Annotated in this window: 18 protein-coding genes; 1 reads left to right on the top strand and 17 read right to left on the bottom strand. The window is 70.8% G+C overall.

Annotation, left to right across the window (positions count from 1 at the left end):
- Nucleotides 1-20: 20 nt before the first annotated feature.
- The 4 genes from ACFYWX_RS08525 to ACFYWX_RS08510 form a co-directional block, all read right to left on the bottom strand.
- Nucleotides 21-1697, bottom strand: a complete 1677-nt coding sequence (locus ACFYWX_RS08525; RefSeq protein ID WP_389423211.1) for an LCP family protein — start codon at nucleotides 1695-1697, stop codon at nucleotides 21-23.
- A 16-nt stretch (nucleotides 1698-1713) separates the two neighbouring features.
- Complete coding sequence (gene nadD / locus ACFYWX_RS08520; RefSeq protein WP_389423210.1) at nucleotides 1714-2388, bottom strand: nicotinate-nucleotide adenylyltransferase; 675 nt, start codon at nucleotides 2386-2388, stop codon at nucleotides 1714-1716.
- Nucleotides 2389-2467: 79 nt separating this feature from the next.
- Nucleotides 2468-2632 (bottom strand): hypothetical protein, encoded by a 165-nt coding sequence (locus ACFYWX_RS08515; protein ID WP_389423209.1) that lies wholly within the window; start codon nucleotides 2630-2632, stop codon nucleotides 2468-2470.
- 129 nt (nucleotides 2633-2761) lie between these two features.
- The gene (locus ACFYWX_RS08510) at nucleotides 2762-2923 is read right to left on the bottom strand and encodes a hypothetical protein (protein WP_389423208.1); all 162 of its coding nucleotides are present in this window, start codon (nucleotides 2921-2923) and stop codon (nucleotides 2762-2764) included.
- 129 nt (nucleotides 2924-3052) lie between these two features.
- Between ACFYWX_RS08510 and ACFYWX_RS08505 the strand changes: the two genes are divergently transcribed.
- Nucleotides 3053-4144, top strand: a complete 1092-nt coding sequence (locus ACFYWX_RS08505) for a M48 family metallopeptidase (RefSeq protein WP_389423207.1) — start codon at nucleotides 3053-3055, stop codon at nucleotides 4142-4144.
- A gap of 6 nt (nucleotides 4145-4150) precedes the next feature.
- On the opposite strand, the gene ACFYWX_RS08500 is transcribed toward ACFYWX_RS08505, so the two are convergent.
- The 13 genes from ACFYWX_RS08500 to ACFYWX_RS08440 all read right to left on the bottom strand — a co-directional run bounded on the left by ACFYWX_RS08500 (nucleotide 4151) and on the right by ACFYWX_RS08440 (nucleotide 23193).
- Nucleotides 4151-5221 (bottom strand): hypothetical protein, encoded by a 1071-nt coding sequence (locus ACFYWX_RS08500; RefSeq protein ID WP_389423206.1) that lies wholly within the window; start codon nucleotides 5219-5221, stop codon nucleotides 4151-4153.
- Between the two features lie 89 nt (nucleotides 5222-5310).
- Nucleotides 5311-5877, bottom strand: a complete 567-nt coding sequence (locus ACFYWX_RS08495) for a hypothetical protein (RefSeq protein ID WP_389423205.1) — start codon at nucleotides 5875-5877, stop codon at nucleotides 5311-5313.
- Nucleotides 5878-5954: 77 nt separating this feature from the next.
- Complete coding sequence (locus ACFYWX_RS08490; RefSeq protein WP_389423204.1) at nucleotides 5955-7241, bottom strand: glutamate-5-semialdehyde dehydrogenase; 1287 nt, start codon at nucleotides 7239-7241, stop codon at nucleotides 5955-5957.
- A 61-nt stretch (nucleotides 7242-7302) separates the two neighbouring features.
- Nucleotides 7303-7779 (bottom strand): hypothetical protein, encoded by a 477-nt coding sequence (locus ACFYWX_RS08485; RefSeq protein ID WP_389423203.1) that lies wholly within the window; start codon nucleotides 7777-7779, stop codon nucleotides 7303-7305.
- A gap of 134 nt (nucleotides 7780-7913) precedes the next feature.
- A complete protein-coding gene (gene proB / locus ACFYWX_RS08480) occupies nucleotides 7914-9020 on the bottom strand; it encodes a glutamate 5-kinase (RefSeq protein WP_389423411.1) in 1107 nt (368 codons plus the stop codon).
- A 155-nt stretch (nucleotides 9021-9175) separates the two neighbouring features.
- Nucleotides 9176-10408 carry a glycosyltransferase family 2 protein gene (locus ACFYWX_RS08475; protein WP_389423202.1) on the bottom strand — a complete coding sequence of 411 codons (1233 nt, stop codon included), beginning with the start codon at nucleotides 10406-10408 and terminating at the stop codon, nucleotides 9176-9178.
- 178 nt (nucleotides 10409-10586) lie between these two features.
- Complete coding sequence (locus ACFYWX_RS08470) at nucleotides 10587-12659, bottom strand: hypothetical protein (RefSeq protein ID WP_389423410.1); 2073 nt, start codon at nucleotides 12657-12659, stop codon at nucleotides 10587-10589.
- 188 nt (nucleotides 12660-12847) lie between these two features.
- Entirely contained in the window at nucleotides 12848-14347 is a 1500-nt protein-coding gene (locus ACFYWX_RS08465; RefSeq protein WP_389423201.1) for a D-ribitol-5-phosphate cytidylyltransferase, read from the bottom strand.
- Between the two features lie 312 nt (nucleotides 14348-14659).
- Complete coding sequence (locus tag ACFYWX_RS08460; protein WP_389423200.1) at nucleotides 14660-16219, bottom strand: alkaline phosphatase D family protein; 1560 nt, start codon at nucleotides 16217-16219, stop codon at nucleotides 14660-14662.
- A 347-nt stretch (nucleotides 16220-16566) separates the two neighbouring features.
- The gene (obgE, locus tag ACFYWX_RS08455; protein ID WP_389423199.1) at nucleotides 16567-18003 is read right to left on the bottom strand and encodes a GTPase ObgE; all 1437 of its coding nucleotides are present in this window, start codon (nucleotides 18001-18003) and stop codon (nucleotides 16567-16569) included.
- Nucleotides 18004-18118: 115 nt separating this feature from the next.
- Nucleotides 18119-18373, bottom strand: a complete 255-nt coding sequence (gene rpmA / locus ACFYWX_RS08450; protein ID WP_389423198.1) for a 50S ribosomal protein L27 — start codon at nucleotides 18371-18373, stop codon at nucleotides 18119-18121.
- A 14-nt stretch (nucleotides 18374-18387) separates the two neighbouring features.
- Complete coding sequence (rplU, locus tag ACFYWX_RS08445) at nucleotides 18388-18708, bottom strand: 50S ribosomal protein L21 (RefSeq protein ID WP_007381993.1); 321 nt, start codon at nucleotides 18706-18708, stop codon at nucleotides 18388-18390.
- Nucleotides 18709-18966: 258 nt separating this feature from the next.
- Nucleotides 18967-23193 carry a ribonuclease E/G gene (locus ACFYWX_RS08440; RefSeq protein ID WP_389423197.1) on the bottom strand — a complete coding sequence of 1409 codons (4227 nt, stop codon included), beginning with the start codon at nucleotides 23191-23193 and terminating at the stop codon, nucleotides 18967-18969.
- Nucleotides 23194-23404: the final 211 nt, after the last annotated feature.

Here is a 23404-nt window from a genome sequence, read left to right as displayed (position 1 = left end):
GCCGACGGCACCTCATCCGATTACGACGACGAGGCCTGGTAGTCCTGTCCGAGGACCACCGCGACGTCCGCGTTTCCGGGGACGCTGCCCTTGGTGACGGAGCCGCTGGACAGGCCCAGGGTCTTGGCGACCTCGGTGGCGTTCGCCTTGTCGGCGGCGTCGGCGTAGGTGACCTTGGAGGTGGCCTGCGCACTGGACGCCGTACCGGCCTCCAGGAAGGTGAAGCCGCCGTTCAGGAGCACCACGCGCGCGTCCTCGGTGTCGGACTTGCTGCCGCTGGCGTTCTGGACGGAGACGCTGACGGCCGCGTCCTGGTCGGGGCTCTTCGCGGTGCCGCCGAGGACGCCCTTGACCACGCTCGCGCTGGCCTGGGCACTGAGGGTGCCGTCGGTCTGCACCGGCATGAGGTCGGACTTGTAGTCGCCGCCCTTGGCCAGGTCGGCGAGCCCCGCGAGGAAGGTGCCGAGGTCGTTGTCGGTGAGGGACGGGTCGAGGATCTGGGCCAGGGTCTGCACCGTGGTCGTCGCCCCCTTCGGGTCCGAGGAGATCTTGCGCAGCACGCCCTGCATGACCTGCCCGAACCGCTCCAGCTGGGCGTTCTGGGCCTCGCCGGAGGCGCGGTAGGTGGCGTAGGCGACGGCCATCTTGCCGCTGAGGGTCTGGTCCTTGCCCTTGAGGACGAGCGGGGCCGTGCCCTTCTTCTCGGCCGGGTCGGGCACGTCGGTGTTCGTGTCGACCTCGATGTTGCCGATGAGGTCGACGAGGTTCTGCAGGTAGGGCGTGTCCAGGCGCCAGGTGCCCTGGATGTCGGTGCCGAGGACGGTGTCGATGGCGTCCCGGGTGCCGGAGGAGCCGTCGTCCTCGACGGACTTGGCGAGGGTGGTCGTGGTGCCGTCCTCGTCGGTGAGGACGAGGGAGTTGGGCAGCAGCACGGTGGTGCCCTGCTTGGTGGTGGTGTTGTCGACGAGCAGCGCCGTGGAGGTGCCGCCCTTCCCGGTGTTGTGCAGGTGGACGACGATCACGTCCCGCTTCTGGGCGCCCGTGGCCGTCGTGGTGCCGGTCCTGGAGTCCGACGACGACATGCCGGGCAGCTTCCCGGCGTACCAGAGGTAGCCGACCCCGCCGACCGCGACCAGCGCCAGGACCACGACGAGGGCGACGAGACGGCTGCGGGCGCGGCGCTTGGCCTCCTCGCGGCGCTCGGTGCGGTTCTCGGTGAAGTTCAGCCAGTCGATGACGTCTTCGGAGTTCTGGTCGGGCTCCTCGACGAACGCGAACTGCTCGGTGTGGTAGTCCCGCTGCTCCCCGTCGGGCTCCTGCGGCGGGCCGGCCTGCTGTGGGATGTGGGCGGTCTGTTCGGCGACCCGTGGCTGCTGCCCGCTCGCGGCGGTCTGCCCGTAGGGGTCGTACGGGGCGGCGGTGCCGTAGGAGCCGGTGTCGTAGGAGCCGGTGTCGTAGGAGCCGTAGGGCTGGGCCTGCTGCTGGCCGGTGTGGTACGGGTCGTAGCTGTAGCCCTGCTGTCCGTAGCCGTCGTACGACGGCTGTGGCGCCTGCTGCTGCGGCGGCCGCTGCTGCTGCGGCACCTGTGGCTGTGCCGGGACCTGCCGGTAGACCGGCTGCCCGTACTCGTCGTAGCCGACGAGCTCGTACGGGTCGCCCGGACCGCTGCCGTATCCCGCGTCGTATCGGTCGTTCACCGGTGCCCCTCTCGGCTCACTCGCCGCGGTACAGCTCGCGCTTGTCGATGTAGCGCACGACCCCGTCCGGCACCAGATACCAGACGGGGTCGCCCTTGGCGACTCTCGCACGGCAGTCGGTCGAGGAGATGGCGAGGGCGGGAACCTCGACGAGCGAGACGCCGCCCTCCGGGAGTCCGGGGTCGGCCAGGTTGTGGCCGGGCCGGGTCACCCCGATGAAGTGCGCGAGGGAGAACAGTTCCGCCGAGTCCCGCCAGGTGATGATCTGGCCGAGGGCGTCGGCGCCGGTGATGAAGAACAGGTCCGATTCGGGGTTGAGCGCCCGCAGGTCGCGCAGCGTGTCCACGGTGTAGGTGGGTCCGCCGCGGTCGATGTCGATGCGGCTCACCGAGAACTGGGGGTTCTCGGCGGTCGCGATGACCGTCATCAGGTAGCGGTCCTCCGCCGGGGAGACCTTGCGGTGGGTCTTCTGCCACGGCTGCCCGGTCGGCACGAACACCACCTCGTCGAGGTGGAACTGCGCGGCGACCTCACTGGCCGCCACGAGGTGCCCGTGGTGGATCGGGTCGAACGTTCCGCCCATGACGCCGAGGCGGCGCTTGCCGGGGTTCGACGGGCCCGTGCGGGGGTTCACTGCGGTGTCAGCGGCGGTGTCCTTCGCCGGACCGGTAGGCATGTCCTGCTCTCCCATGCGTGCAGACCCTACCGGCCCGGCCCGAGGGCCCCGGAAGCCGGACGCCCGGGGTGCCCCGGTATGGGCCGACTGCGACTCAGCGGTCGCGGTTGAAGCGGGTGGTGATCCACAGCAGGAGCATCAGGACGATGAACGCGCCACCGCCGGTGAGCAACGGGTTCAGGCTCTCGTGGTTGCCACCGTGCTCCTCGCCCTCGGCGGCGAGGGTGACCAACTGGGCAGCGGCGCTGTGAAGGCTCATCTTCGGCAGGACCTATCCGGTGAGGGCGGGATAAAGACGTCGGCCCATGGTAAGCGGGCGGCTCGGCGGCGCTCACGCCGACTCCGCCGTCGGGGATCACGGGCGGGCCGGCGGAACCTTCCCGCGCGCTCAGTCGTCCTTCCGCTTGTAGCCCCGCAGCAGGAACCAGGCGGTCAGCGCACAGCCGAGGATCATCACGATCAGGACGACCCGGAGCAGGCTGCCCGCCCCTTGCTGCTGTGCGGCGCTCGCGGCCTCGGTGAGCCAGGCGGACGCGGGGTTGTGCTCCATGGACGGGTCTCCTTCGCTGTACTGCCCGTCCACGGTATCTCCGCCTAGGCTGGGCTCCGCCTCGGGGACGCAAAGGGCCACACAAGGGTCCGCAAAAGGGCCACAGACGCGTAGGTAGTGGGGGATGACATGTCCGACGACGGCCACCAGCAGGGCGAACACGCGAACGTGCCGAGCAGGCAGCGCAGGCGCTTCCCAGGGATCTCCTCGCGGGCGTACGAGCACCCTGCCGACCGTTCCGCCCTGGTGGCGCTGCGCAAGCTGAGCGGCTTCGACACGGTGTTCAAGGCCCTCAGCGGCCTGCTGCCCGAGCGCAGCCTGCGCCTGCTGTTCCTGTCGGACTCGGTCCGCGTCTCCGACCAGCAGTTCTCCCACCTCAACGTCATGCTGCGGGACGCCTGTTACATCCTGGACCTGGAGAAGGTCCCGCCGATGTACGTCAACCAGGACCCGCAGCCGAACGCGATGTGCATCGGTCTGGACGAGCCGATCATCGTCGTCACCACGGGCCTGGTGGAGCTGCTCGACGAGGAGGAGATGCGGGCGGTCGTCGGCCACGAGGTGGGCCACGCCCTGTCCGGCCACTCCGTCTACCGCACGATCCTGCTGTTCCTGACCAGCCTGGCCCTGCGGGTCGCGTGGATCCCGCTGGGCAACCTCGCGATCATGGCAATCGTGACCGCGCTGCGCGAGTGGTTCCGCAAGTCGGAGCTGTCCGCCGACCGCGCCGGTCTCCTCGTCGGCCAGGACGTGCAGGCCTCCATGCGCGGCCTGATGAAGATCGCGGGCGGCAACCACCTGCACGAGATGAACGTGGACGCGTTCCTCCAGCAGGCCGAGGAGTACGAGGAGGGCGGCGACCTGCGCGACTCCGTCCTGAAGATCCTCAACGTCCTCCCCCGCTCCCACCCCTTCACCACGGTCCGTGCCGCCGAGCTGAAGAAGTGGGCCGCGTCCCGCGACTACCAGCGCATCATGGACGGCCACTACCCGCGCCGCGCCGAGGACAAGGACACCTCGGTCACGGACTCCTTCCGCGAGTCGGCGTCCCACTACGCCGACCACGTCAAGAGCTCCAAGGACCCGCTGATGAAGCTGGTCACCGACTTCGCGGGCGGTGCCGGCGACCTGGGCGGCCGGGTCCGCCGGGGCTTCAACGGCTTCACGGGTCCGGCCCCCAAGGACCAGCCCCAGGATCAGCCGCCGCGCGACGAGGACTGAGGTCTCTCACACCTTCGGCTGCGCACTCGCCGCCAGCGACCCGCACAGCGCCGTGGTCCCACCTGTGGCGTACGGGTCCGTCCCGGCCGGGCCGCCCGTCTTCGCGGTCTGGCCGGCCAGCAGCGGGTGGAGGTGGTTCGCCGCGTCCTCCGCGCAGGACAGGGGCCCCGCCTGGACGTAGGAGACGATGAGCTGCGTCTGGCGCAGCCGCAGGTCGTCGCGGTCGAAGCGGAAGTGCAGCTCGCGCCGGACGGTGAAGAGGGACGCCTTCGCCTTGTCGTCGGAGCCCGTCGGCCGCAGCGCGTACACGAACGTGTGGTCCGCGGTGACCTCAAGGGTGGCCGAGTCGGTCTCGGCGGCCTGCAGCGTGCCCTGCACGCGGATCTTCCGGTCGGCCAGTTCGGCCTGGGAGGGGTCGAACCGGACCAGCCACCCGGTCGGCGCGTGCCTGCCGTCCACGGTCGGCCGCTCGAAGCTCTCGTCGAACTGGTCGAGCTGGTTCGGGTCGAGCAGCACCCGCACGGGCCGGACCTGCTCACCGGTGAGCACCTCGGGGTACAGCGAGGACCGGACGATGTAGTCCTTCGCGGTGACCAGGGCGGTGACGACCTGGCTGTCCGAGAAGTGCGCGGTCCGGCGGGACGCCGGCAACGGAATGCCCTCCGCGCCGATCCGGAACTGCGCGGCGGGGCTGCGCGCGTACAGGTACTCCGTGTCGATCGCTCCGGGCACCTTGCCCTGCGGGGCGAGCGGGATGACCGTCATCCGCAGCGGCTCGGCGGGCTGCTGCGCGGTGGGGCTCTGGTAGGGGTGCCGGATGCCCATGTAGACGGCCGTACCGAAGGCGACGGCGACCAGCATGACCAGGATCAGCGCCTGCCGGGACAGGCCCCGGCGCAGTGGCGGCCGACGGCGTACCGCGGGCGCGTGGTCGGCCATCCGCTCCTGCGCGGAGTACTCCTGAAGGCGGGCAGCACGCACGAACGACTCGTCGAAGACGACGGATCGATACTCGTCCTCTCCACCTCCGGGAGCGCCCTCGGGTGTCCCCTCCGGTGGGTCTCCAGGCCCGCCCATACCTTCAGGGTAGGTCTGAGCGACCTCGGGTAAACGCCTCGCCGGGCGCCAAGTTCTGACAGGTGCTCACCAAGAACGGTCGGGGTCGCTCAGGGCGTGCGCGGGGTGGCCGAGACGGCTGGCTGAGAGTAGTCGGCGGAGGCGGAGGGTGCCGCCTTGCCGCCCCGTTCCAGGCCGGTCGAGGCGGGCGGCGGAACCTGGTCCCGGCTGCCCGAGGAGGCGCCCCGGTACACGGCGGCGAAGGCCAGCGCGACCATGCCGACCCCCATCACCACGGCGAGGACCCAGGCGACGGGGCGATGCCAGCGGACCTGCTTGCCGTACACGCCGGGGGCGCCGTAGCGGCCTTCGAGGAGGTCGGAGTCGTCCAGGTCGTCGTCGAGGTCGGGGTCGTGGCCGAAACTGCCGTACCCGTCGTCGTAGCGTTCGCCGCGGCCGCGGGCGGCCCGGCGTGCCTCCGCCTCGGAGGCCTCGGCTCTCGCCTCAGCGGCGGCCAGGAGGCGTTCGACGGCGGTCGGCTCGTGCACCACGGCCGCCTGTACGAAGGCCTCGTCGAAGACCACGGAGGCGAACTCTTCGTCCGACACCCCGCGGTCGTGGTCGTCGTCGGGCTCCCAGCCGTCAGGGAACGGCGTGCCCCCCACGTCCTCCGGCACAGAGCCAGAGTAGACCTGGGGGTTCAATTTGGGCAGACGGTACGGAAATTCATCCGCCTGCTGAGACGTCTTTCCGCTCAGCGGCGGATGTGCCCGTCGCCGGTGACGATGTACTTGGTGCTGGTCAGCTCCGGCAGGCCCATCGGGCCGCGGGCGTGCAGCTTCTGGGTGGAGATGCCGATCTCCGCGCCGAAGCCGAACTGGCCGCCGTCCGTGAACCGGGTGGACGCGTTGACGGCCACCGTCGTGGAGTCGACCAGTTGGGTGAAGCGGCGGGCCGCCTGCTGCGAGGTCGTCACGATGGCCTCGGTGTGCCCGGAGGTCCACAGCCGGATGTGCTCCACGGCCCGCTCGAGCGAGTCGACGACGGCGGCGGCGATGTCGTACGACAGGTACTCGGTCTCCCAGTCCTCGGTGGTCGCCTCGACGACGGTCGCCTTGGAGTCCTTGGCGTACGCGAGCACCCGCTCGTCGGCGTGCACGGTCACCCCGGCCTCGGCGAGGGCGTCCAGGGCGCGGGGCAGGAACTCGGCGGCGATGTCCTGGTGGACCAGCAGGGTCTCGGCGGCGTTGCAGACGCCGACCCGCTGGGCCTTGGAGTTGATCAGGATCTCGATCGCCGTGTCGAGGTCGGCGTGGGCGTCGACGTAGACGTGGCAGTTGCCGGTGCCGGTCTCGATGACGGGGACGATCGACTCCGTGACGACCGCGTTGATCAGCGAGGCGCCGCCGCGCGGGATGAGCACGTCTACCAGGCCCCGGGCGCGCATCAGCTCGCGCACGGACTCGCGGCTCTCCCCCGGCACCAGCTGGACGGCGTCGGCGGGCAGCCCGGCCCCGCCCACGGCGTCTCGCAGCACCCGCACGAGCGCGGTGTTCGACTCGTACGCCGAGGAGGAGCCCCGCAGCAGCACCGCGTTGCCGGACTTCAGGCACAGGGCGGCGGCGTCGACCGTCACGTTGGGGCGGCCCTCGTAGATGATCCCGACGACGCCCAGCGGCACGCGGACCTGGCGCAGGTCGATGCCGTTGGGGAGGGTGGAGCCGCGCACGACCTCGCCGACCGGGTCGGGCAGCGCGACGATGTCCCGCACGTCGGAGGCGATCGCGCGCACCCGCTCGGGGGTGAGCGTGAGCCGGTCGATCATGCCCTCGCTGATGCCGGCCTCGCGCGCCTTGGCGACGTCCTTGGCGTTCGCGTCGACGATCTCACTCGCACGGACCTCCAGCGCGTCGGCGATCGCCAGCAGCGCGTCGTCCTTCGCGGCCCGGGGCAGCGGCGCGAGGTCGGCGGCGGCGGCCTTGGCGCGGTAGGCGGCCTGGGTGACCGGAGACATGGCGTCGTACGGAGAGAGCGTGGTCATGAGGGAAGCGTAGTGCGCCGACCGGCGGTGCAGAGCGTTCATCCCATACCGCGAGACGGGATCAAAAGGGATGAACCCCCACCGGGCTCGCCGGTGGCGGGCCGTACCCCTCGGCGACGCGCTGGTGGTAGGTCTGGCGGTCGATGACCTCCAGACCGACGATCTCCCAGGGCGGCAGCCCCGCGGTCTGGCGGTGCTCGCCCCACAGCCGCAGCGCCACGGCGGCCGCGTCGTGCAGGTCGCGGGCCTCCTCCCAGTAGCGGATCTCCGCGTGGTCCTGCGCGTAGCGGCTGGTCAGCAGGAAGGGGTGGTCGTGGGCCAGCTGTTCGAGGGCGCGCCGCACCTCCGGCAGCGGGGCCCGCCGTCCGGAGACGCTGAGGGTGACGTGCCACAGGCGGGGCAGGTCGGCGGGCTCCTCGCCCTCGTACCGGTCACCGGCCGCGACGCTGGTCAGCGCGCGTTCCTCGCCCGCCGCACGCGCGGAGCCGCCGCCCGTACCACCGCGGGACGCCGCCGCCCCAGGGCGTACTCGTCTCACGACGGCCTCCTTTACGCATGGTCGAGCAGTGCTCGTGCGGACCGGGTCCCCGAGACACAGTTGAGCAGGCCGGAGGGGATCGTGGGGCGGTTTCACGGAACGTCCCCCACCGGGAGCGGCCGTTCGATCTCTGTTTACGGGTGCAGCACCACCAGGTCGTCCCGGTGGACGACCTCCCGCTCGTATGCGGCGCCCAGTTCGCGTGCCAGTTCCCGGGTGGAGCGGCCGATCAGCTGGGGGATCTCCTTGGCGTCGAAGTTGACGAGCCCCCGCGCCACGGCGTGGCCCCGGCCGTCCCGCAGTTCGACGGGGTCACCGGCGCTGAACTCGCCCTCGACGCCGGCGATCCCGGCCGGCAGCAGGGACTTGCGTCGCTCGACGACCGCCCGCACGGCCCCGTCGTCCAGGGTCAGGGACCCCTGCGGGGTGGAGGCGTGCTGGAGCCACAGCAGCCGGTCGGCGGAGCGTTTGCCGGCGGGGTGGAAGTAGGTGCCGGTGTCGCCTCCGGAGAGCGCGTCGGCGGCGTGGACGGCGCTGGTGAGCACCACGGGGATGCCGGCGGCGGCCGCGATACGGGCGGCCTCGACCTTGGTGACCATGCCGCCGGTGCCGACGCCCGCCTTGCCCGCACTGCCGATCTCCACGTGCGCGAGGTCCTCGGGCCCCCGGACCTCCGCTATCCGCGAGGTACCGGGCTTGCTGGGGTCGCCGTCGTAGACGCCGTCCACGTCGGAGAGCAGCACCAGCAGGTCGGCGTGGACGAGGTGGGCGACGAGGGCGGCGAGACGGTCGTTGTCGCCGAAGCGGATCTCGTCCGTGGCGACGGTGTCGTTCTCGTTGACGATCGGGAAGGCGCCCATCGCCAGCAGCTTGTCGAGGGTGCGGGAGGCGTTGCGGTGGTGGGCGCGACGGCTCATGTCGTCGCTGGTCAGCAGCACCTGGCCGACCCGCACGCCGTAGCGGGCGAAGGAGGCGGTGTAGCGGGCGACGAGCAGGCCCTGGCCGACGCTGGCGGCGGCCTGCTGGCGGGCGAGGTCCCGGGGGCGGCGGCGCAGGCCGAGCGGCGCGAGTCCGGCCGCGATGGCGCCGGAGGAGACCAGGACGATCTCCTTCTCTCCCCCGCTGCGGCTCTTGGCGAGGACGTCGACGAGCGCGTCGACACGGTCGGCGTCGAGGCCGCCGGACGCGGTGGTCAGCGACGAGGAACCCACCTTGACGACGATCCTGCGGGCCTCGCCCACGGCCTGCCTTGCCCCTGCCACCTTGGTGTCTGTCCCCTCGCGCAGTTACGGCTACCCGCCTGGCAATCTACGCGAAGGGGACCCCTCGGCGCGCACCGGTCCAGCGTCCGGACAGCCCGACAGCCGGACAGCCCGACAGCCCGACAGCGGAAGCGCTACGCGGCGGTCGCGCCGCCGGTCCTGTTCCCGCGTGACGGGAGCGCCCTGCGTATCGTGCGCCGCACCTTGCGCTTGACCCGGCGCAGGAACGTCTCTGCCGGTCCCTTGCGCCAGCCCGGGTAGCCCTTGGCCTCGCGCGCCTCGGCGAGGTAGACGCGGTCGGGGACACCGGCCTGGCGGTCGCGGAAGTGCGGGTAGGCGAGGTAGAGCCGGGTGTTCTGCTTCTTCAGGACGGGGGCGGGCTCGGTCTTGGCCTTGACGAACTCGATGACGTCCCTGAGGAGGTCGGGGCGCTGCATGGCCACCAGATGCAGGCGCAGCCGCTCCTGGACCTTCAGCCGCTGCGCGACACCCTCGTTCCAATGGGCGTCCATCAGCGGCTTGGCCAGCTCCATCTTGGTGCGCCGGACCTCCTCGCTGTCGCGCAGGAAGACGGGCCCGAACTGTGGCAGCAGCGTCACCGTGAAGGGGCGGACCATCAGCACGTCCCGCTTGGGGCCTGCCGGGACCATCCGCTCGATGAGGCCCATCAGGGCGCGCGCGGAGTCGAAGCGCAGGGTGTAGCTGCCGCTCTTCGTCACGTGCTTGCCGTCGTCGCGGCCCACCAGGTAGTAGCAGGTGTGGTCGGCGACGACGGAGACGCCATCGGCCCGCAGATAGGCCTCCAGCGTGAACAACGCGTCCTCGCCGGTCCACAGGGACTCGTCGAACCGCATGCTGTGACGTTCCAGCAACGCGCGGCGGAAGAGCTTCTGGGCACTGAGGGTGAACTTGATGTTGGAGGAGTAGACGTCGGTGCGCTCCAGCGTCTTGCCCCACATCGACTTGGGCGCGGAGCGGTTGACGCCCTCGACCTTGCCGAGGACGACGTCGGTGCCGGCCTTGTCGGCCATGGCGACCATGCGCTCCAGGGCCTCGGGGCCGAGCCGGTCGTCGGCGTCGAGGAAGAAGACGTAGCGTCCCGCGGCCTTGCCGAGGCCGACGTTGCGGGGACCGCTGGGGCCGCCGGAGTTCTCCTGGCGGATCACCGTCACGGGCATCGGGGCGCGTGCGGCGAACTCCTCCAGATACTCCCCCGTACCGTCCTTGGAGCCGTCGTCGACGGCGACGACCTCGATGCGCGCCGGGTCCAGGGTCTGCGCTTCGACGGACGCAAGGCACTCGACCAGATACGGCATCGCCTCGTACGCCCCGATGACCACGGTGACGTCAGGCTGCGTAACGGTCACGTTTCCCCCTCATTACGGGGCGTTCACCCCGTATCAACAGATTGGATACCAGGTAGACGGGTAACCAGGACAAGCGGTTGCCTCCCTTATTCAGTGATCCGCATCACAGATCTGAAACAGGCTCAGCCCCGAGGACCGTTCCTCGGGGCTGAGCTCTACTGCACGGGAAAACACCAGGTCAGCCCGCCGTCGCGCCCTCCGGGTCGCCACCCGCCGTCACGCGCGGTCCGGGAACCGCGTTCGCCAGTTCCGCCTGCTCGGCGGCGATCCGTGACGTCTGGCCGACGTTGCGGGCCTCGGCCTTGAGCGCGAGGTTCGTCACCGCGGTGTTGAACTGCTGGATGGAGGTCGGCTCGTCCGGCCCCAGCAGGTACTGCTTCAGCTCCGCCCGGTCCTCGGCCAGCGGGTCCGCCGCCGTGTCGCGTACGGCGTCCAGGAGTTCGCCCAGCTCGGTGGCACCGTTGGACAGGATCACGGCCGCACGCACCGCCGTGTTCTGCAGCTTGAACTCCTCCACCCCGAGCTCGGCGGAGTCCGTCACCGCGTACGGCTTGCCACTGGCGATGAAGTCGGAGACCACGCTGGAGATGTCGGAGACCATCGCGTCGGAGACGTTGAAGCAGTCGTACAGGCGCGGCTCGGCGCCCGTGACCACCCGGTGCTCCCACGCCGGGATGGAACGCCAGTGGGCGTCGTTCCACTCGGTGCGCAGCCGGGCGATCTCCTCGTGCTTCCTGATGTCGACGAGTCCGTCGCGGCTGGCCTCGGCCTCGTCACCCTTGTCGCCGCCGCCCCCGGACAGCTCGGCGAGACGGGCCTCGACCCGGGTCAGCTCGGCCCTGGCCTCGGCCTGGGCTGCCGCGTCGGTCTTGAAGGCGGGGTCGGCGGCGCGCTCGGCCGCGGCCTTCACGATCAGGGCCTTGATGCGCCGGTGCGCGGCGGCGGCCTTCGGGCTGCGGGTGCCGGTGAAGGGGTGCGGCTTGTACAGGACGCGGACCGGCTGGTCGGCCTTCAGCAGCCGCTTCACGATGTTCTCGCCGGCGAGCAGGATGGAGGTGTTGCCGGGATTGTCGTCCCAGCCCTCCCAGGTCGGGGCGTACAGCACCGTCGGGATCCGCCCCTCGGGCACGCCCTCCCAGGTCCTGATCGGCGCCAGCTGCGGGCGGCCGACCTCCACGATGTCCTCGTCGCGGACACCGACGTCGGCGATGGCGTAACGGTCGCGGCCGGCGCGGCCGGCGGTCCACACCTCGTCGTACACCTTGCTGTACGGGTTGACGCTGGCGAGCTTGTCGCTGTCGCCGTGGCCGATGAAGACGTGCTTCATCGTGGGCACGCGCAGCATGTGGATGTTCTTGCCGACGTTCGCCGCGTACAGCGCGACCCGCACCGTGGACAGGTTCATGTTCATCAGGTGCACCCCTCCGGGCACGCAGATGACCGGAACCGTGGTGGTCGCCAGGTTCTGCAGGATGACGCGCTCACGCAGGATGATCAGCGGACGCGACTCCAGCTGCTCCATGGTCTCCAGCCACATGTTGACCTGGTAGACGGAGTCCTTGGAACCGGAGAAGTACAGCACCGTCTGCGGCTTGTACACGCCCAGCCAGTCGTCGACGGCGGCCAGCACCTCGTCGTCCCGCGGCGGCGTCTTCTTGCCGCGGGCGTACGGCATCAGCGCGAGGACGTACAGGCAGCCCAGGGCGAGGGTGAGGCCGATGCCGACGAATCCGGCCGCCGGCGAGTCGGTGGCCGCGGAGACCAGGACGCCGATGACGGCCGCGAGGTCGAGGTGGAGGATCTTCTCCGCGGAGCGGCTCAGCAGCCGCTTGGGCGGCGCGTCCGGGATGCGGATGCGCGTCTTCAGGTCGACGTTGCGGGTGGCGACCGGCATCTTGCGGCGGTTGCGGATGAACGTGGTCAGCGCGCCGTGCGGGGCCTGGAGACCGTAGAAGGCGATGAAGCAGGCGATCGCCGAGTAGAAGACCAGGTCGTCTCTGAGGTCCAGGCGGGCCAGCAGAAGCACCAGCAGCAGCTGTCGGATCAGGAAGCGGATCGACAGACCGGCCCGCACCTTGCTGAGACGACTGACGAGGTAGCTGCCCTTGCGGTGCAGATAGTGGTCCGCCAGGTACGTCACGGCGGTCGCGGCCGCGAAGGCGGGGACACTCGGGACGAGCGCGGCCAGCATGAGAGCCGGGAAGCCCAGCATCATGAGGACCGCCGCGGCCAGCTCGGCCGCGCTTCCCACCCGGGCGACGCGAATAGCGGTGGATATCACGGAGAACCTGCTCTTGGAGGGGGCCGGTTTGCAAAGCTGAGAAGGTCCGGAAAATACCTTGTGAACGCTCTGGGAATTTTACGGACTCAGGCCCCTGTGAATGCCAGGTGAACCGGCAGCCACAGAGGCCTGAATAACAGGAAGCTATTTAAGGATGATTATGCCACGCCGTCCTGGCGGTCCAGAACACTGGCCAGGGCCTGCTCGAAGCCGGAGGCCTTGCCCGCGGCAGCCGTCGGGTCCTGCTGGCGGACATCGATGACATGCCCGGTCAGCTCGGACAGCAGCACGTCGAGCGAGGTACGGGCCACGGCTTCGGAGGAGAGCAGGCTGCCCGCGGGCTCCTGACCGAAGGCCTTGGTGCGCATCGGGGTCGCGGTGCGCTCCGGGTTGACGCAGTTGACGCGGATGCCGTCGCCGGCCCACTCGTCGGACAGCGCCTGGGTGAGGTTCACCATGGCGGCCTTCGTCGAGGAGTAGAGGCTGTACTCGGCGCGACCGCGGGTGTAGCTGCTGGAGGTGTACAGCAGCAGCTGGCCCTTGGTCTCCGACAGGTACTTGTACGAGGAGCGCGCGATCTGCACCGGCGCCAGGTAGTTCACCTTCAGCGCCTCCTCGATGGTGGCGTTGTCGGTCTCGGCCAGCTTCCCTATGCGCAGCACGCCGGCGGTGTTGACGACGTAGTCGATGCGCCCGGTCTCGGCGTACGCCTTGGACAGCGCGTCGTCGACCTCCTCCGGGTTCTCCACGTGCGTGCCGGTGGTGGAGCGGCCCAGCGCGTACACGCTGGCGCCGTAGGACTCGGCGAGTTCGGAGATGTCCTTGCCGATGCCGTACGAACCGCCGAAGACGACGACCGTCTTGCCGGTGAGGAGTTCGCGGTAGACCTCCTCGCCGTTCTGCTCGGGCGTGGCGGTGGAGGCGAGCTGGAACAGCTTGTCGGCGATGAAGACGTCGACGGGCTGGGTGACCTTCATGTTGTACTCGTCACCCGCGACGACGTGGATCGGCACGTCCGGCAGGTACCTGAGCACGACGGAGCAGTCGTCCGTGGCCTGGAAGTTGGGGTCGCCGGCGGCGACCTCGTAGGCGCGGCGGATCGTGGACAGCTTGAAGGCCTGCGGGGTCTGGCCGCGGCGCAGCCGGGAGCGGTCCGGGATCTCGGTGATGAACTCGCCGTCCTCACCGTGGGTGCGGGTGACGATGATGGTGTCCGCGGACGGGATGGCCACGTCGACGGCCTGGTAGCGCTCGAGCGCGGCGACGCAGTCGTCGATGACGCGCTGCGACAGCAGCGGGCGCACGGCGTCGTGGAAGAGGACGTTGCGGTCCTCGCCCTCGGCCAGGCCCTCGCCGAGGGCGCTGATGGCGCGCTCGGTGGTCTCGTTGCGGGTGGAGCCGCCCTCGATGATCTTCTTGACCTTCGTGAACCCGGCCTTGGCGACGATCTTCTCGATGTCGGGCACGTAGCCCGGCGCCATCAGCACGATGATGTCATCGATGGAGTCGGCATTCTCGAAGGTGGTCAGAGTGTGCTCGATGACTGCCTTGCCGGCGATCTTCAGCAACTGCTTGGGGATCGACAGACCCACCCGCTGGCCGGTGCCACCGGCCAGGATCACTGCGGTGGTACGGGGCTTGGCTATGTGCTGGGACACAGACGACCTACCTTGGGGCGACAGGGAACGAGGAAATGGTCCCACTTGCGGCAACCGCAGTGCAAGGTGAGCGCCGTGCACCGCATATGTGCGCGCAACCTTTCATTCACCTTGCACTGCTGGTGATGGGCGAGAGCCTGCCCGAACGCCCCCCGGAATTGCTGTGAGTAACTCCACAGACGTACGACATTGCGGAAAGTGACGCGGGGTGAACCCAGCGGTACCACGCCGGGAAACGCCGAAAGGTGCCCGGAACGACTCCCGGGCACCTCTCACGCCGAATTCATGAACGTCGCGTGCGCCTTACACGGGTCACACGACCCGCACACCCGGCTTCCCCGCGTCGACCCGCAGCCGGGCCAGCGTGCTGGGCGTCGCCGTGGACTTCAGCACCGTGTTCACGACCCGGACCTGCGCGTCGATGCGGTCGCGGCGGATGTCGAAGAGGTGGTAGCCGCGGTGGGCGTCGACGAGCTTCCAGTGCGGGTTGTCCGCCCGCCGCGGGTCCCACTCCTTGCGGAAGGCGGCCTGGTCCTGGTCGCCGTTGCTGGAGATGGAGGTGCCGACGAACTCGGCGCCGACGACGGCGGACTTCGGGTCGGCGAAGTCGGCCTTCAGGTCGCTGATCATCGTCAGATGCCGGTCACCGGTCAGCACCACCGGATTGCGCACACTCCTGAACTCCTTCAGGAACTGGTTGCGTTCGACCTGGTAGCCGTCCCAGGCGTCGTAGAACCACTGCTTGCCCGCGCCGACCAGCAGGTCCGTCTCGGCCATCATGATCTGCGAGGCGACGAGGTTCCAGCGGGCGGGCGAGTCGTGCAGCCCGTCGAGGAGCCACTGCTTCTGCGCGGCGCCGAGCATGGTGAGGGCCGGGTTTTTGGCGCCCTGCTGGGTGGTGGCCTGGTCGCTGCGGTACTGCCGGGTGTCGAGCACGTTGAGCCGGGCCAGCCGCCCGAACTCCAGGCGACGGTACATCCGGATGTGCGGCCCGTTCGGGATCGCCCTGGCGCGCACCGGCATGTGCTCGTAGTACGCCTGGTAGGCCGCGGTCAGCCGGGCCACGAACGCGTCGTGCGTCTGCTTGTCGGGGTCCTGCGGGATCTGGCCGGCGAAGTCGTTGTCGACCTCGTGGTCGTCGAACGTGACCACCCAGGGTGCGCCCGCGTGCATCTTCTGGAGGTCGGGGTCGGTCCGGTACTGGGCGTACCGGTTGCGGTACTGCGTGAGGGTGTACGGCTCACCGCTCCCCTCGTGCTTGCGCAGCGCGGTCGCCGAGGGCGTCGACTCGTAGACGTAGTCGCCGACGAAGAGGACGACGTCCGGATCCTGGGCCAGCATGTCCTTGTACGGCGTGAAGTAGCCCTGCTGCCAGTTCTGGCAGGAGGCGAGCGCCAGACGCAGCGAACCGCCGGTGCTGCGGACGGAGGGCGCGGTGCGGGTGCGGCCGACGCGCGATATCTGCCCGCCGGCGCGGAAGCGGTACCAGTAGGGGCGGCCGGGCCACAGCCCCCGTACATCCACGTGAACGCTGTGCCCGTACTCGGGCCGCGCCTGGGCGACACCGCGCCGCACACCGGTGCTGAACCGCTCGTCCTGAGCGATCTCCCACTCCACGGACACGACCTGGTTCGGCATGCCGCCGCCGTTCAGCGGATCGGGGGCGAGCCGCGTCCACAGCACGACCCCGTCGGGCAGCGGGTCCCCCGAGGCGACCCCGAGTTTGAACACCCCGTCGGGCAGCGCGTTCCCGGCCGCCCGGGCGGTCGACGGCAACCACAACTGCGCGGAGGCCGCGGCCCCGACCACCGCGGCACCGGCGGTCAGAAAGCGACGACGGTCGTGCGAAACGGCTCCGGTCACGCCGGTCATCGGGAAACTCCCTTACCTCGCAGGCCTCTTGACCTCCGGAAGCTCCCACGCGCAGCGGGTCCGCCCGCTGAACAGAACCATTCCCGTACATGACAAACAGCCAGACAAGAGAAAACCCGTTGCCCCTGGGGGGCAACGGGTTGAACGTGACATTACGTCAGGCAAACCGCAGGCACGCGCGCCGCCAGAGCCACGCCGTCAGTCCGCGGGCATGCGTGCCGCCTGGGGCGGCTCCCGACCCACAGAAGGGCGGCACCCGGTAAGCGCCGGAATGCGCGACCCACCCACGGCCCGCACCAACCCCGCGCACACCTCAGGCAAAGCCCACGCCAAAGAACCCGGCACAACTAGAACGGCTCGAACCCGTCGTACTCCTGCTCCGCCTCGTCCCGTTCGGCCTGGCGGTCGCGGCGGCGCTGGGTCGCGGGCCGCGGGGCCTCGAAGCGGTGGTCCTCACCGCGCCGGCCCAGCATCTCCGCACCGGCGGTCACGGACGGCTCCCAGTCGAAGACGACCGCGTTGTCCTCGGGCCCGATGGCCACACCATCGCCCGACCGGGCCCCGGCCTTCATCAACTCGTCCTCCACACCGAGGCGGTTGAGACGGTCGGCGAGGTATCCCACAGCCTCGTCGTTGTTGAAGTCGGTCTGCCGCACCCAGCGTTCGGGCTTCTCGCCCCGGACGCGGAACAGCCCGTCGTCCTCGCGCGTGACGGCGAACCCCGCGTCGTCCACGGCCTTGGGCCGGATGACGATGCGCGTCGCCTCTTCCTTGGGCTTCGCGGCCCGCGCCGTGCCGACGAGGTCGGCGAGCGCGAACGACAGCTCCTTCAGCCCCATGTGGGCGACGGCCGACACCTCGAAGACACGGTAGCCACGTGCCTCCAGGTCGGGCCGCACCATCTCCGCGAGGTCCTTGCCGTCCGGTACGTCGATCTTGTTCAGGACGACCATGCGGGGACGGTTGTCGAGCCCGCCGTACTGCCGGAGCTCCTCCTCGATGATGTCGAGGTCGGAGAGGGGGTCACGGTCGGATTCGAGCGTGGCCGTGTCCAGCACGTGCACGAGCACGCTGCACCGCTCGACGTGCCGCAGGAACTCCAGACCCAGCCCCTTGCCCTGGCTGGCGCCCGGGATGAGACCGGGCACGTCGGCGATGGTGTAGACGGTCGACCCGGCGGTCACGACCCCCAGGTTCGGGATGAGGGTGGTGAACGGATAGTCGGCGATCTTCGGCTTGGCCGCGCTGAGCACGGAGATCAGGGACGACTTGCCGGCGCTCGGGTACCCGACCAGCGCCACGTCGGCGACGGTCTTCAGCTCCAGCACGATGTCGTGCAGATCGCCTGGCTCCCCGAGCAGCGCGAACCCGGGCGCCTTGCGCCGCGCCGACGCCAGCGCCGCGTTGCCGAGCCCGCCCCGGCCGCCCTGCGCGGCGACGAACGACGTGCCGTGCCCGACCAGGTCGGCGAGCACGTTGCCCGCCCTGTCGAGGACGACCGTGCCGTCCGGCACCGGCAGGACCAGGTCCTGCCCGTCCTTGCCGGACCGGTTGCCGCCCTCACCGGGCTTGCCGTTGGTGGCCTTGCGGTGCGGGGAGTGGTGGTAGTCGAGGAGGGTGGTGACGGACTGGTCGACGGTGAGGATCACATCGCCGCCGCGTCCGCCGTTGCCGCCGTCCGGACCGCCGAGCGGCTTGAACTTCTCCCGGTGGACGGAGGCACAGCCGTGACCTCCGTTGCCTGCGCCGACATGCAGTTCGACGCGGTCCACGAAGGTGGTCATGGTGGGTGCCTCCAAAGACGTGCGGGTGTTACCTGGTCAACACGCGAAAGGCGGACCCGCCTTCCCACCCGGGAAGTGAGGTCCGCCTCGCGAAGCGTTCGGTCTAAGCCTGAGCTCAGGCGACCGGAACGATGTTCACGACCTTGCGGCCGCGGAACGTACCGAACTCCACCGCACCGGCCTGCAGCGCGAACAGCGTGTCGTCGCCGCCACGGCCGACGCCGGAGCCCGGGTGGAAGTGGGTGCCACGCTGGCGGATCAGGATCTCACCCGCGTTGACGACCTGACCGCCGAAGCGCTTCACGCCGAGCCGCTGGGCATTCGAGTCGCGACCGTTCCGGGTGGACGATGCGCCCTTCTTGTGTGCCATGTCTCCTCAGTCCCTTACTTCGCAGCCGCGGGGATCTCAGTGACCTTGATCGCCGTGTACTGCTGGCGGTGGCCCTGACGACGGCGGTAGCCGGTCTTGTTCTTGTAGCGAAGGATGTCGATCTTCACACCCTTGTGGTGGTCCACGACCTCGGCCTGGACCTTGATACCGGCCAGCACCCACGGGTCGCTGGTCACAGCGTCGCCGTCGACAACGAGCAGGGTCGAGAGCTCGACCGTGTCGCCAACCTTGGCGGTGGAAATCTTGTCAACCTCAACGATGTCGCCGACAGCAACCTTGTGCTGGCGACCACCGCTGCGCACGATGGCGTACAAGCGGATCTCACTCTCTCGCTCGGAAACGGCACCCCCGCAGTCCAGCCACCCGGGCACGAACACGGACGGCCTCTCCCAGTCACCGAAGTACCCGGGAGGAAAAGGTTTACGGGGATGTGGCACGTCATTCGACACGCCGACGGTCAAGATTACGGGGCCCCGGCCGAAAGGGTCAAACCGAGCCGGGCTCCGCAGGTATGCGGCCGATCACGTCGGCAGTGGTGCCGGAGCGCGCGGCCCCGGCACCACTGACGTCGGTCAGCCCTCGTCGGTGGAGGCCGACACGGAGGACGGTGCCTCCTGCTCAGCCGCCACGGTCTTCTTGGCCGCGGCCTTCTTCGCCGTGACCTTCTTGGCCGTCGTCTTCTTCGCGGCCGTCTTCTTGGCCACGGTCTTCTTGGTGGCGGCCTTCTTCGCCGTCGCCTTCTTGGCCGTCTTGCGGGCGGCCGTCTTCTTGGCCGGCGCCGTGTCCTCGCCCGCCTCCTCGGCGGCCGGGGCCTCGACGGCCTCCTCCGCCGGGACCGCGGGGACGACCACGACGGCTGTCTCCTCGGACGCGGTGGGTGCGGTGGCCTTGCGCACGGCGCGGCGCCGCGGACGGGCCGGAGCGGCGCTCTCGGCGGGCGCCTCGGCCTCGGCGGCCTCAGCGACCTGAGCGGCGGTCTCGGCCGGCTCCGCGGCCTGCGCCGCCTCGGGCTGCGGGGTCGGCGCGGCCTCGGAGACCGTCACCACGGCCGCCTCCGCCCCGGCCGGCGAACCGGCGGGCGCGGTCGCCTTGCGGGTCGCACGACGGCGCGTACGGCCCTTCGGCGCGGCCTCCTCGGCTGCGGGAGCCTCGACGACCGGGTCCTCGACGGCGACCGGCTCGGCGTGCGCGACGGCGGCCTCCTCCGGCAGCACCGGACGCGCGACCTCTTCCTCGGCCGTGACGTCCTGAGCCGTCGGCTGGACCGTCGGCGCCTCGGCGACGACCTCGGCCTTCTTCACCGTCTCGCTCTTCGCGCCGCCCTTCGGCGCACCGGCCGGGGCCGACGCCCGCCGGCTCGCCCGGCGCCTGCCGCGACCACGTCCGATGGCGGCCTCCGCCTCGGCGACGCTGCTGTACAGCTCCTCGTCCGGCGCGAAGTCGGGTGCGGTGAGCGCGACCGGCTCGGCCACCTCGGCGGCGACCTCGGCCTCGCTCTCCGCCTCCTCCTCGGCGGTCAGGACGGCCTCGGTGGTCTCCACGGCCTCGTGCTCGTGGACGTGTCCGTCGCCGCCCCGCCCGCGCTTCTTGCGCTTGCCGCCGCCTCCGGTGGAGGTCGGCTGCTCCATGTGGACGATGACACCGCGCCCGTTGCAGTGGACGCAGGTCTCGGAGAACGACTCCAGCAGGCCCTGGCCGACCCGCTTGCGGGTCATCTGCACGAGCCCCAGCGAGGTCACCTCGGCGACCTGGTGCTTCGTACGGTCCCGGCCCAGGCACTCCAGGAGGCGCCGCAGGACGAGGTCCCGGTTGGACTCCAGCACCATGTCGATGAAGTCGATGACGATGATGCCGCCGAGGTCGCGCAGCCGCAGCTGACGCACGATCTCCTCGGCCGCCTCCAGGTTGTTCCTGGTGACCGTCTCCTCGAGGTTGCCGCCCTGACCGGTGAACTTGCCGGTGTTGACGTCGACCACGACCATCGCCTCGGTCCGGTCGATCACCAGCGAACCGCCGCTGGGCAGCCAGACCTTGCGGTCCAGCGCCTTGGCGAGCTGCTCGTCGATCCGGTACGTGGCGAAGACGTCGACCTCGGAGGTCCACTTCGACAGCCGCTCGGCGAGGTCCGGGGCGACGTGCGAGACGTAGCCGTGGATGGTCTGCCAGGCGTCGTCGCCGCTGACGACGACCTTGGAGAAGTCCTCGTTGAAGATGTCGCGCACGACCCGGACGGTCATGTCCGGCTCGCCGTACAGCAGCGTCGGGGCGTTGCCGCCCTTCGCCTTCTTCTGGATGTCCTCCCACTGCGCCTGGAGCCGTTCGACGTCCCGCCGCAGCTCGTCCTCGCTCGCGCCCTCGGCGGCGGTGCGCACGATGACGCCCGCGTCCTCGGGGACGATCTTCTTGAGGATGGTCTTCAGCCGGGCCCGCTCGGTGTCGGGCAGCTTGCGGCTGATGCCGGTCATCGAGCCCTCGGGGACGTACACGAGGTAGCGGCCAGGAAGCGAGACCTGGCTGGTCAGACGGGCGCCCTTGTGCCCGATCGGGTCCTTGGTGACCTGCACGAGCACCGACTGGCCCGACTTCAGCGCGGACTCGATGCGACGCGGGCCGTTGGCCATGCCCAGCGCCTCGAAGTTCACCTCACCCGCGTAGAGGACCGCGTTGCGGCCCTTGCCGATGTCGATGAAGGCGGCCTCCATCGACGGCAGCACGTTCTGGACCTTGCCCAGGTAGACGTTGCCGACGTACGAGGTCGACTGCTCCTTGTTGACGTAGTGCTCGACGAGCACGCCGTCCTCCAGGACGCCGATCTGCGTGCGCTCACCGCTCTGCCGGACGATCATCACGCGCTCGACGGCCTCGCGCCGGGCCAGGAACTCGGCCTCGGTGATGATCGGAACACGACGGCGGCCCTGCTCACGCCCCTCGCGGCGGCGCTGCTTCTTGGCCTCGAGACGGGTCGAGCCCTTGATGGACTGCACCTCGTCGGACGGCTCGGAGGGCTTGCGCGGCTCGCGGACCTTCACAACGGTGCGCTCGGGGTCGTCGGTCGACGACTCGGCCTCCGTGCCGGAGTCACCGGCACGACGGCGACGGCGACGGCGGCGACGGCTGCTGGAGCTCGACCCACCGGACTCGTCGCCGTGTGCGTCGTCGTCCTCCGCGTCCTCGTCGGCCTGCTCGGCGGTGTCCTCGGCGTCCTGCTCGGCCTGCTCGGCGGCGAGCTCGTCGGACTCGGCGTCCCCGGACTCGCTGCCCTCGGCGTCACCGGAGTCGCCCCGGCGCCGACGACGGCCACCGCGCCGACGGCGTCGCCGCGACCCGGTCTCCTCCGACTCGTCACCCTCGGCGGTGTCCTCGGCCGAGTCCTCGGCCTCCTCCGACTCGCTTTCCTCCACGGCGGTCTCGGCGACCCGGACGGTCTCGGCCTCGGCGGGCCGGGCGGTCTCGGTCTCGTCGCCGCCCGCGCCCCGGCGCCGACGACGCCGTCGCGAGCCGGCCTGCTCCTCCGGGAACTCCTCGACGGCCTCGGTCTCGACGGGCTCCTCGGTGACATCCTCCGCAGCCGTGGCGGCCGCTTCGGCAGCGGCCCGCTCCGGCGTCTGGAACCTCGGCTCGGCGAACACCGGCGCCTGGAACACGGCGACGGCGGGCCGCGCCGGCCGACGCGGCGCCTCGGCCTCGCCGGCCTCCGCCCGCCCGGACTCCGAGAACCCGACAGCAGCCTTGCGCACGGACCGGCGCCGGGCACGGCGCGGGGCGCCGGCCTCGTCGGCCTGGGCGGCGGCGTCATCGGCGGCCACGGTGACAGGGGTCTGCCCACCCGACACCGCGTCGGTACGGGCCTCGTCGCTCGGCGTGGCGGCCTCGGACACGGGAGCCTTCGCCGCGCCGGTGTCGGCGTCGGCGGACTCGGAGACCTGGGCCGACTCGTCGCTCACGGCCGCCTCCGCCTCCACCGGAGCGGAGACACGACGCGTGGCACGACGGCGCGCCCGGCGCGGGGTGGCCTCCTCACCGGAGGCAGCGGTCTCGGCGGAGGAAGCGGCGACCTCGGCGGGGGCGGCGACCTCGGCCTCCCCAGCACCGGCGGCAGCCGTCTCCGGCTCCGCACCGGCCTGAGCCACGCCCGTCTCGGCGGCCTCGGCATCCTTCGGCGCACCCGCAGGCGTGGTCGTCCGGCGGGTGGCCCGGCGGCGCGGACGCGCGGCGGGCGCGGTCTCCTCGGCAGCGGGGGCAGTCTCAGCGGCCGGAGCGGCGGCCTCGGCCGTCACCGACGCGTCGGCCGCGCTCTCCACGGCCTCGGCCGGAGCGGGAGCCGCGGCGGGCGCGGACACGCGGCGCGTCGCACGACGACGGGCCCGGGGCGGAGCGGCCTCCTCGGCCTCCCCCGCCTGCTCCGGCGCCTCGGCCACCGCAGGGGCGGCAGTACCGGTCTCCTCCGACGCGGCAGTCACCGGCACGACCGTTTCGGCGGCCTCGGCCGAAGCCGGAGCCCCGACGGGCGCGGACGCGCGCCGTGTCGCACGACGCCGCGGACGCGCGGCGGGCGCAGCGGCCTCGGTGGCCTCCTCGACGGCCTCGACGGTCTCGTCGGTCTTCTCTTCCTCGTCCTCGTCCGTCACAGCCGGTATGGCCGGCGCGACGATCTCCGCCGACTCCTCGGCGGACGCGGCGGTCGGCGGACCGGCCGGGCGGGACGCGGCACGGCGCCGGCGGCGCGGCGGCAGCGTGTCGCTGGGGCTGTTCTTCTCGGAGTCCGTCACGGACTCATCGGTTTCGGTCGGCTCGAGCATGCGGGCGTTTCTCCCGTCAGGCTCCCGGGCGCCGCGCCTGGTCCGGCGTCGATCACGTCGATCGCCGTTGACGTCCGCGGCTCGCGCGATGCGCGGTGCCGCCGTCCGGGGCGCGGGCGCCGCACGGGAGCTCTCTGTGTCCTGTCTCGCCGGTTCCGTACGCCGAATGCGTACGGCCTGGCGAAAGTCTTGTGGTCGGTGCGCTGCCCGA

It is taken from the genome of Streptomyces sp. NPDC002888, assembly GCF_042888465.1.
In the GTDB taxonomy this organism is placed as follows: Bacteria; Actinomycetota; Actinomycetes; order Streptomycetales; family Streptomycetaceae; genus Streptomyces.
The sequence above is the reverse complement of the archived record's forward strand: the minus strand, read 5'-3'. Positions and strand labels throughout refer to the sequence as shown.

Bases quoted from the DNA above. Each gene is read 5' to 3' on its own strand.
- nadD (WP_389423210.1), bottom strand. From the start codon at position 2,388: ATGGGAGAGCAGGACATGCCTACCGGTCCGGCGAAGGACACCGCCGCT.
- ACFYWX_RS08515 (WP_389423209.1), bottom strand. From the start codon at position 2,632: ATGAGCCTTCACAGCGCCGCTGCCCAGTTGGTCACCCTCGCCGCCGAG.
- ACFYWX_RS08510 (WP_389423208.1), bottom strand. From the start codon at position 2,923: ATGGAGCACAACCCCGCGTCCGCCTGGCTCACCGAGGCCGCGAGCGCC.
- ACFYWX_RS08505 (WP_389423207.1), top strand. From the start codon at position 3,053: ATGTCCGACGACGGCCACCAGCAGGGCGAACACGCGAACGTGCCGAGC.
- ACFYWX_RS08500 (WP_389423206.1), bottom strand. From the start codon at position 5,221: ATGGGCGGGCCTGGAGACCCACCGGAGGGGACACCCGAGGGCGCTCCC.
- ACFYWX_RS08490 (WP_389423204.1), bottom strand. From the start codon at position 7,241: ATGACCACGCTCTCTCCGTACGACGCCATGTCTCCGGTCACCCAGGCC.
- ACFYWX_RS08460 (WP_389423200.1), bottom strand. From the start codon at position 16,219: ATGACCGGCGTGACCGGAGCCGTTTCGCACGACCGTCGTCGCTTTCTG.
- obgE (WP_389423199.1), bottom strand. From the start codon at position 18,003: ATGACCACCTTCGTGGACCGCGTCGAACTGCATGTCGGCGCAGGCAAC.
- rpmA (WP_389423198.1), bottom strand. From the start codon at position 18,373: ATGGCACACAAGAAGGGCGCATCGTCCACCCGGAACGGTCGCGACTCG.
- ACFYWX_RS08440 (WP_389423197.1), bottom strand. From the start codon at position 23,193: ATGCTCGAGCCGACCGAAACCGATGAGTCCGTGACGGACTCCGAGAAG.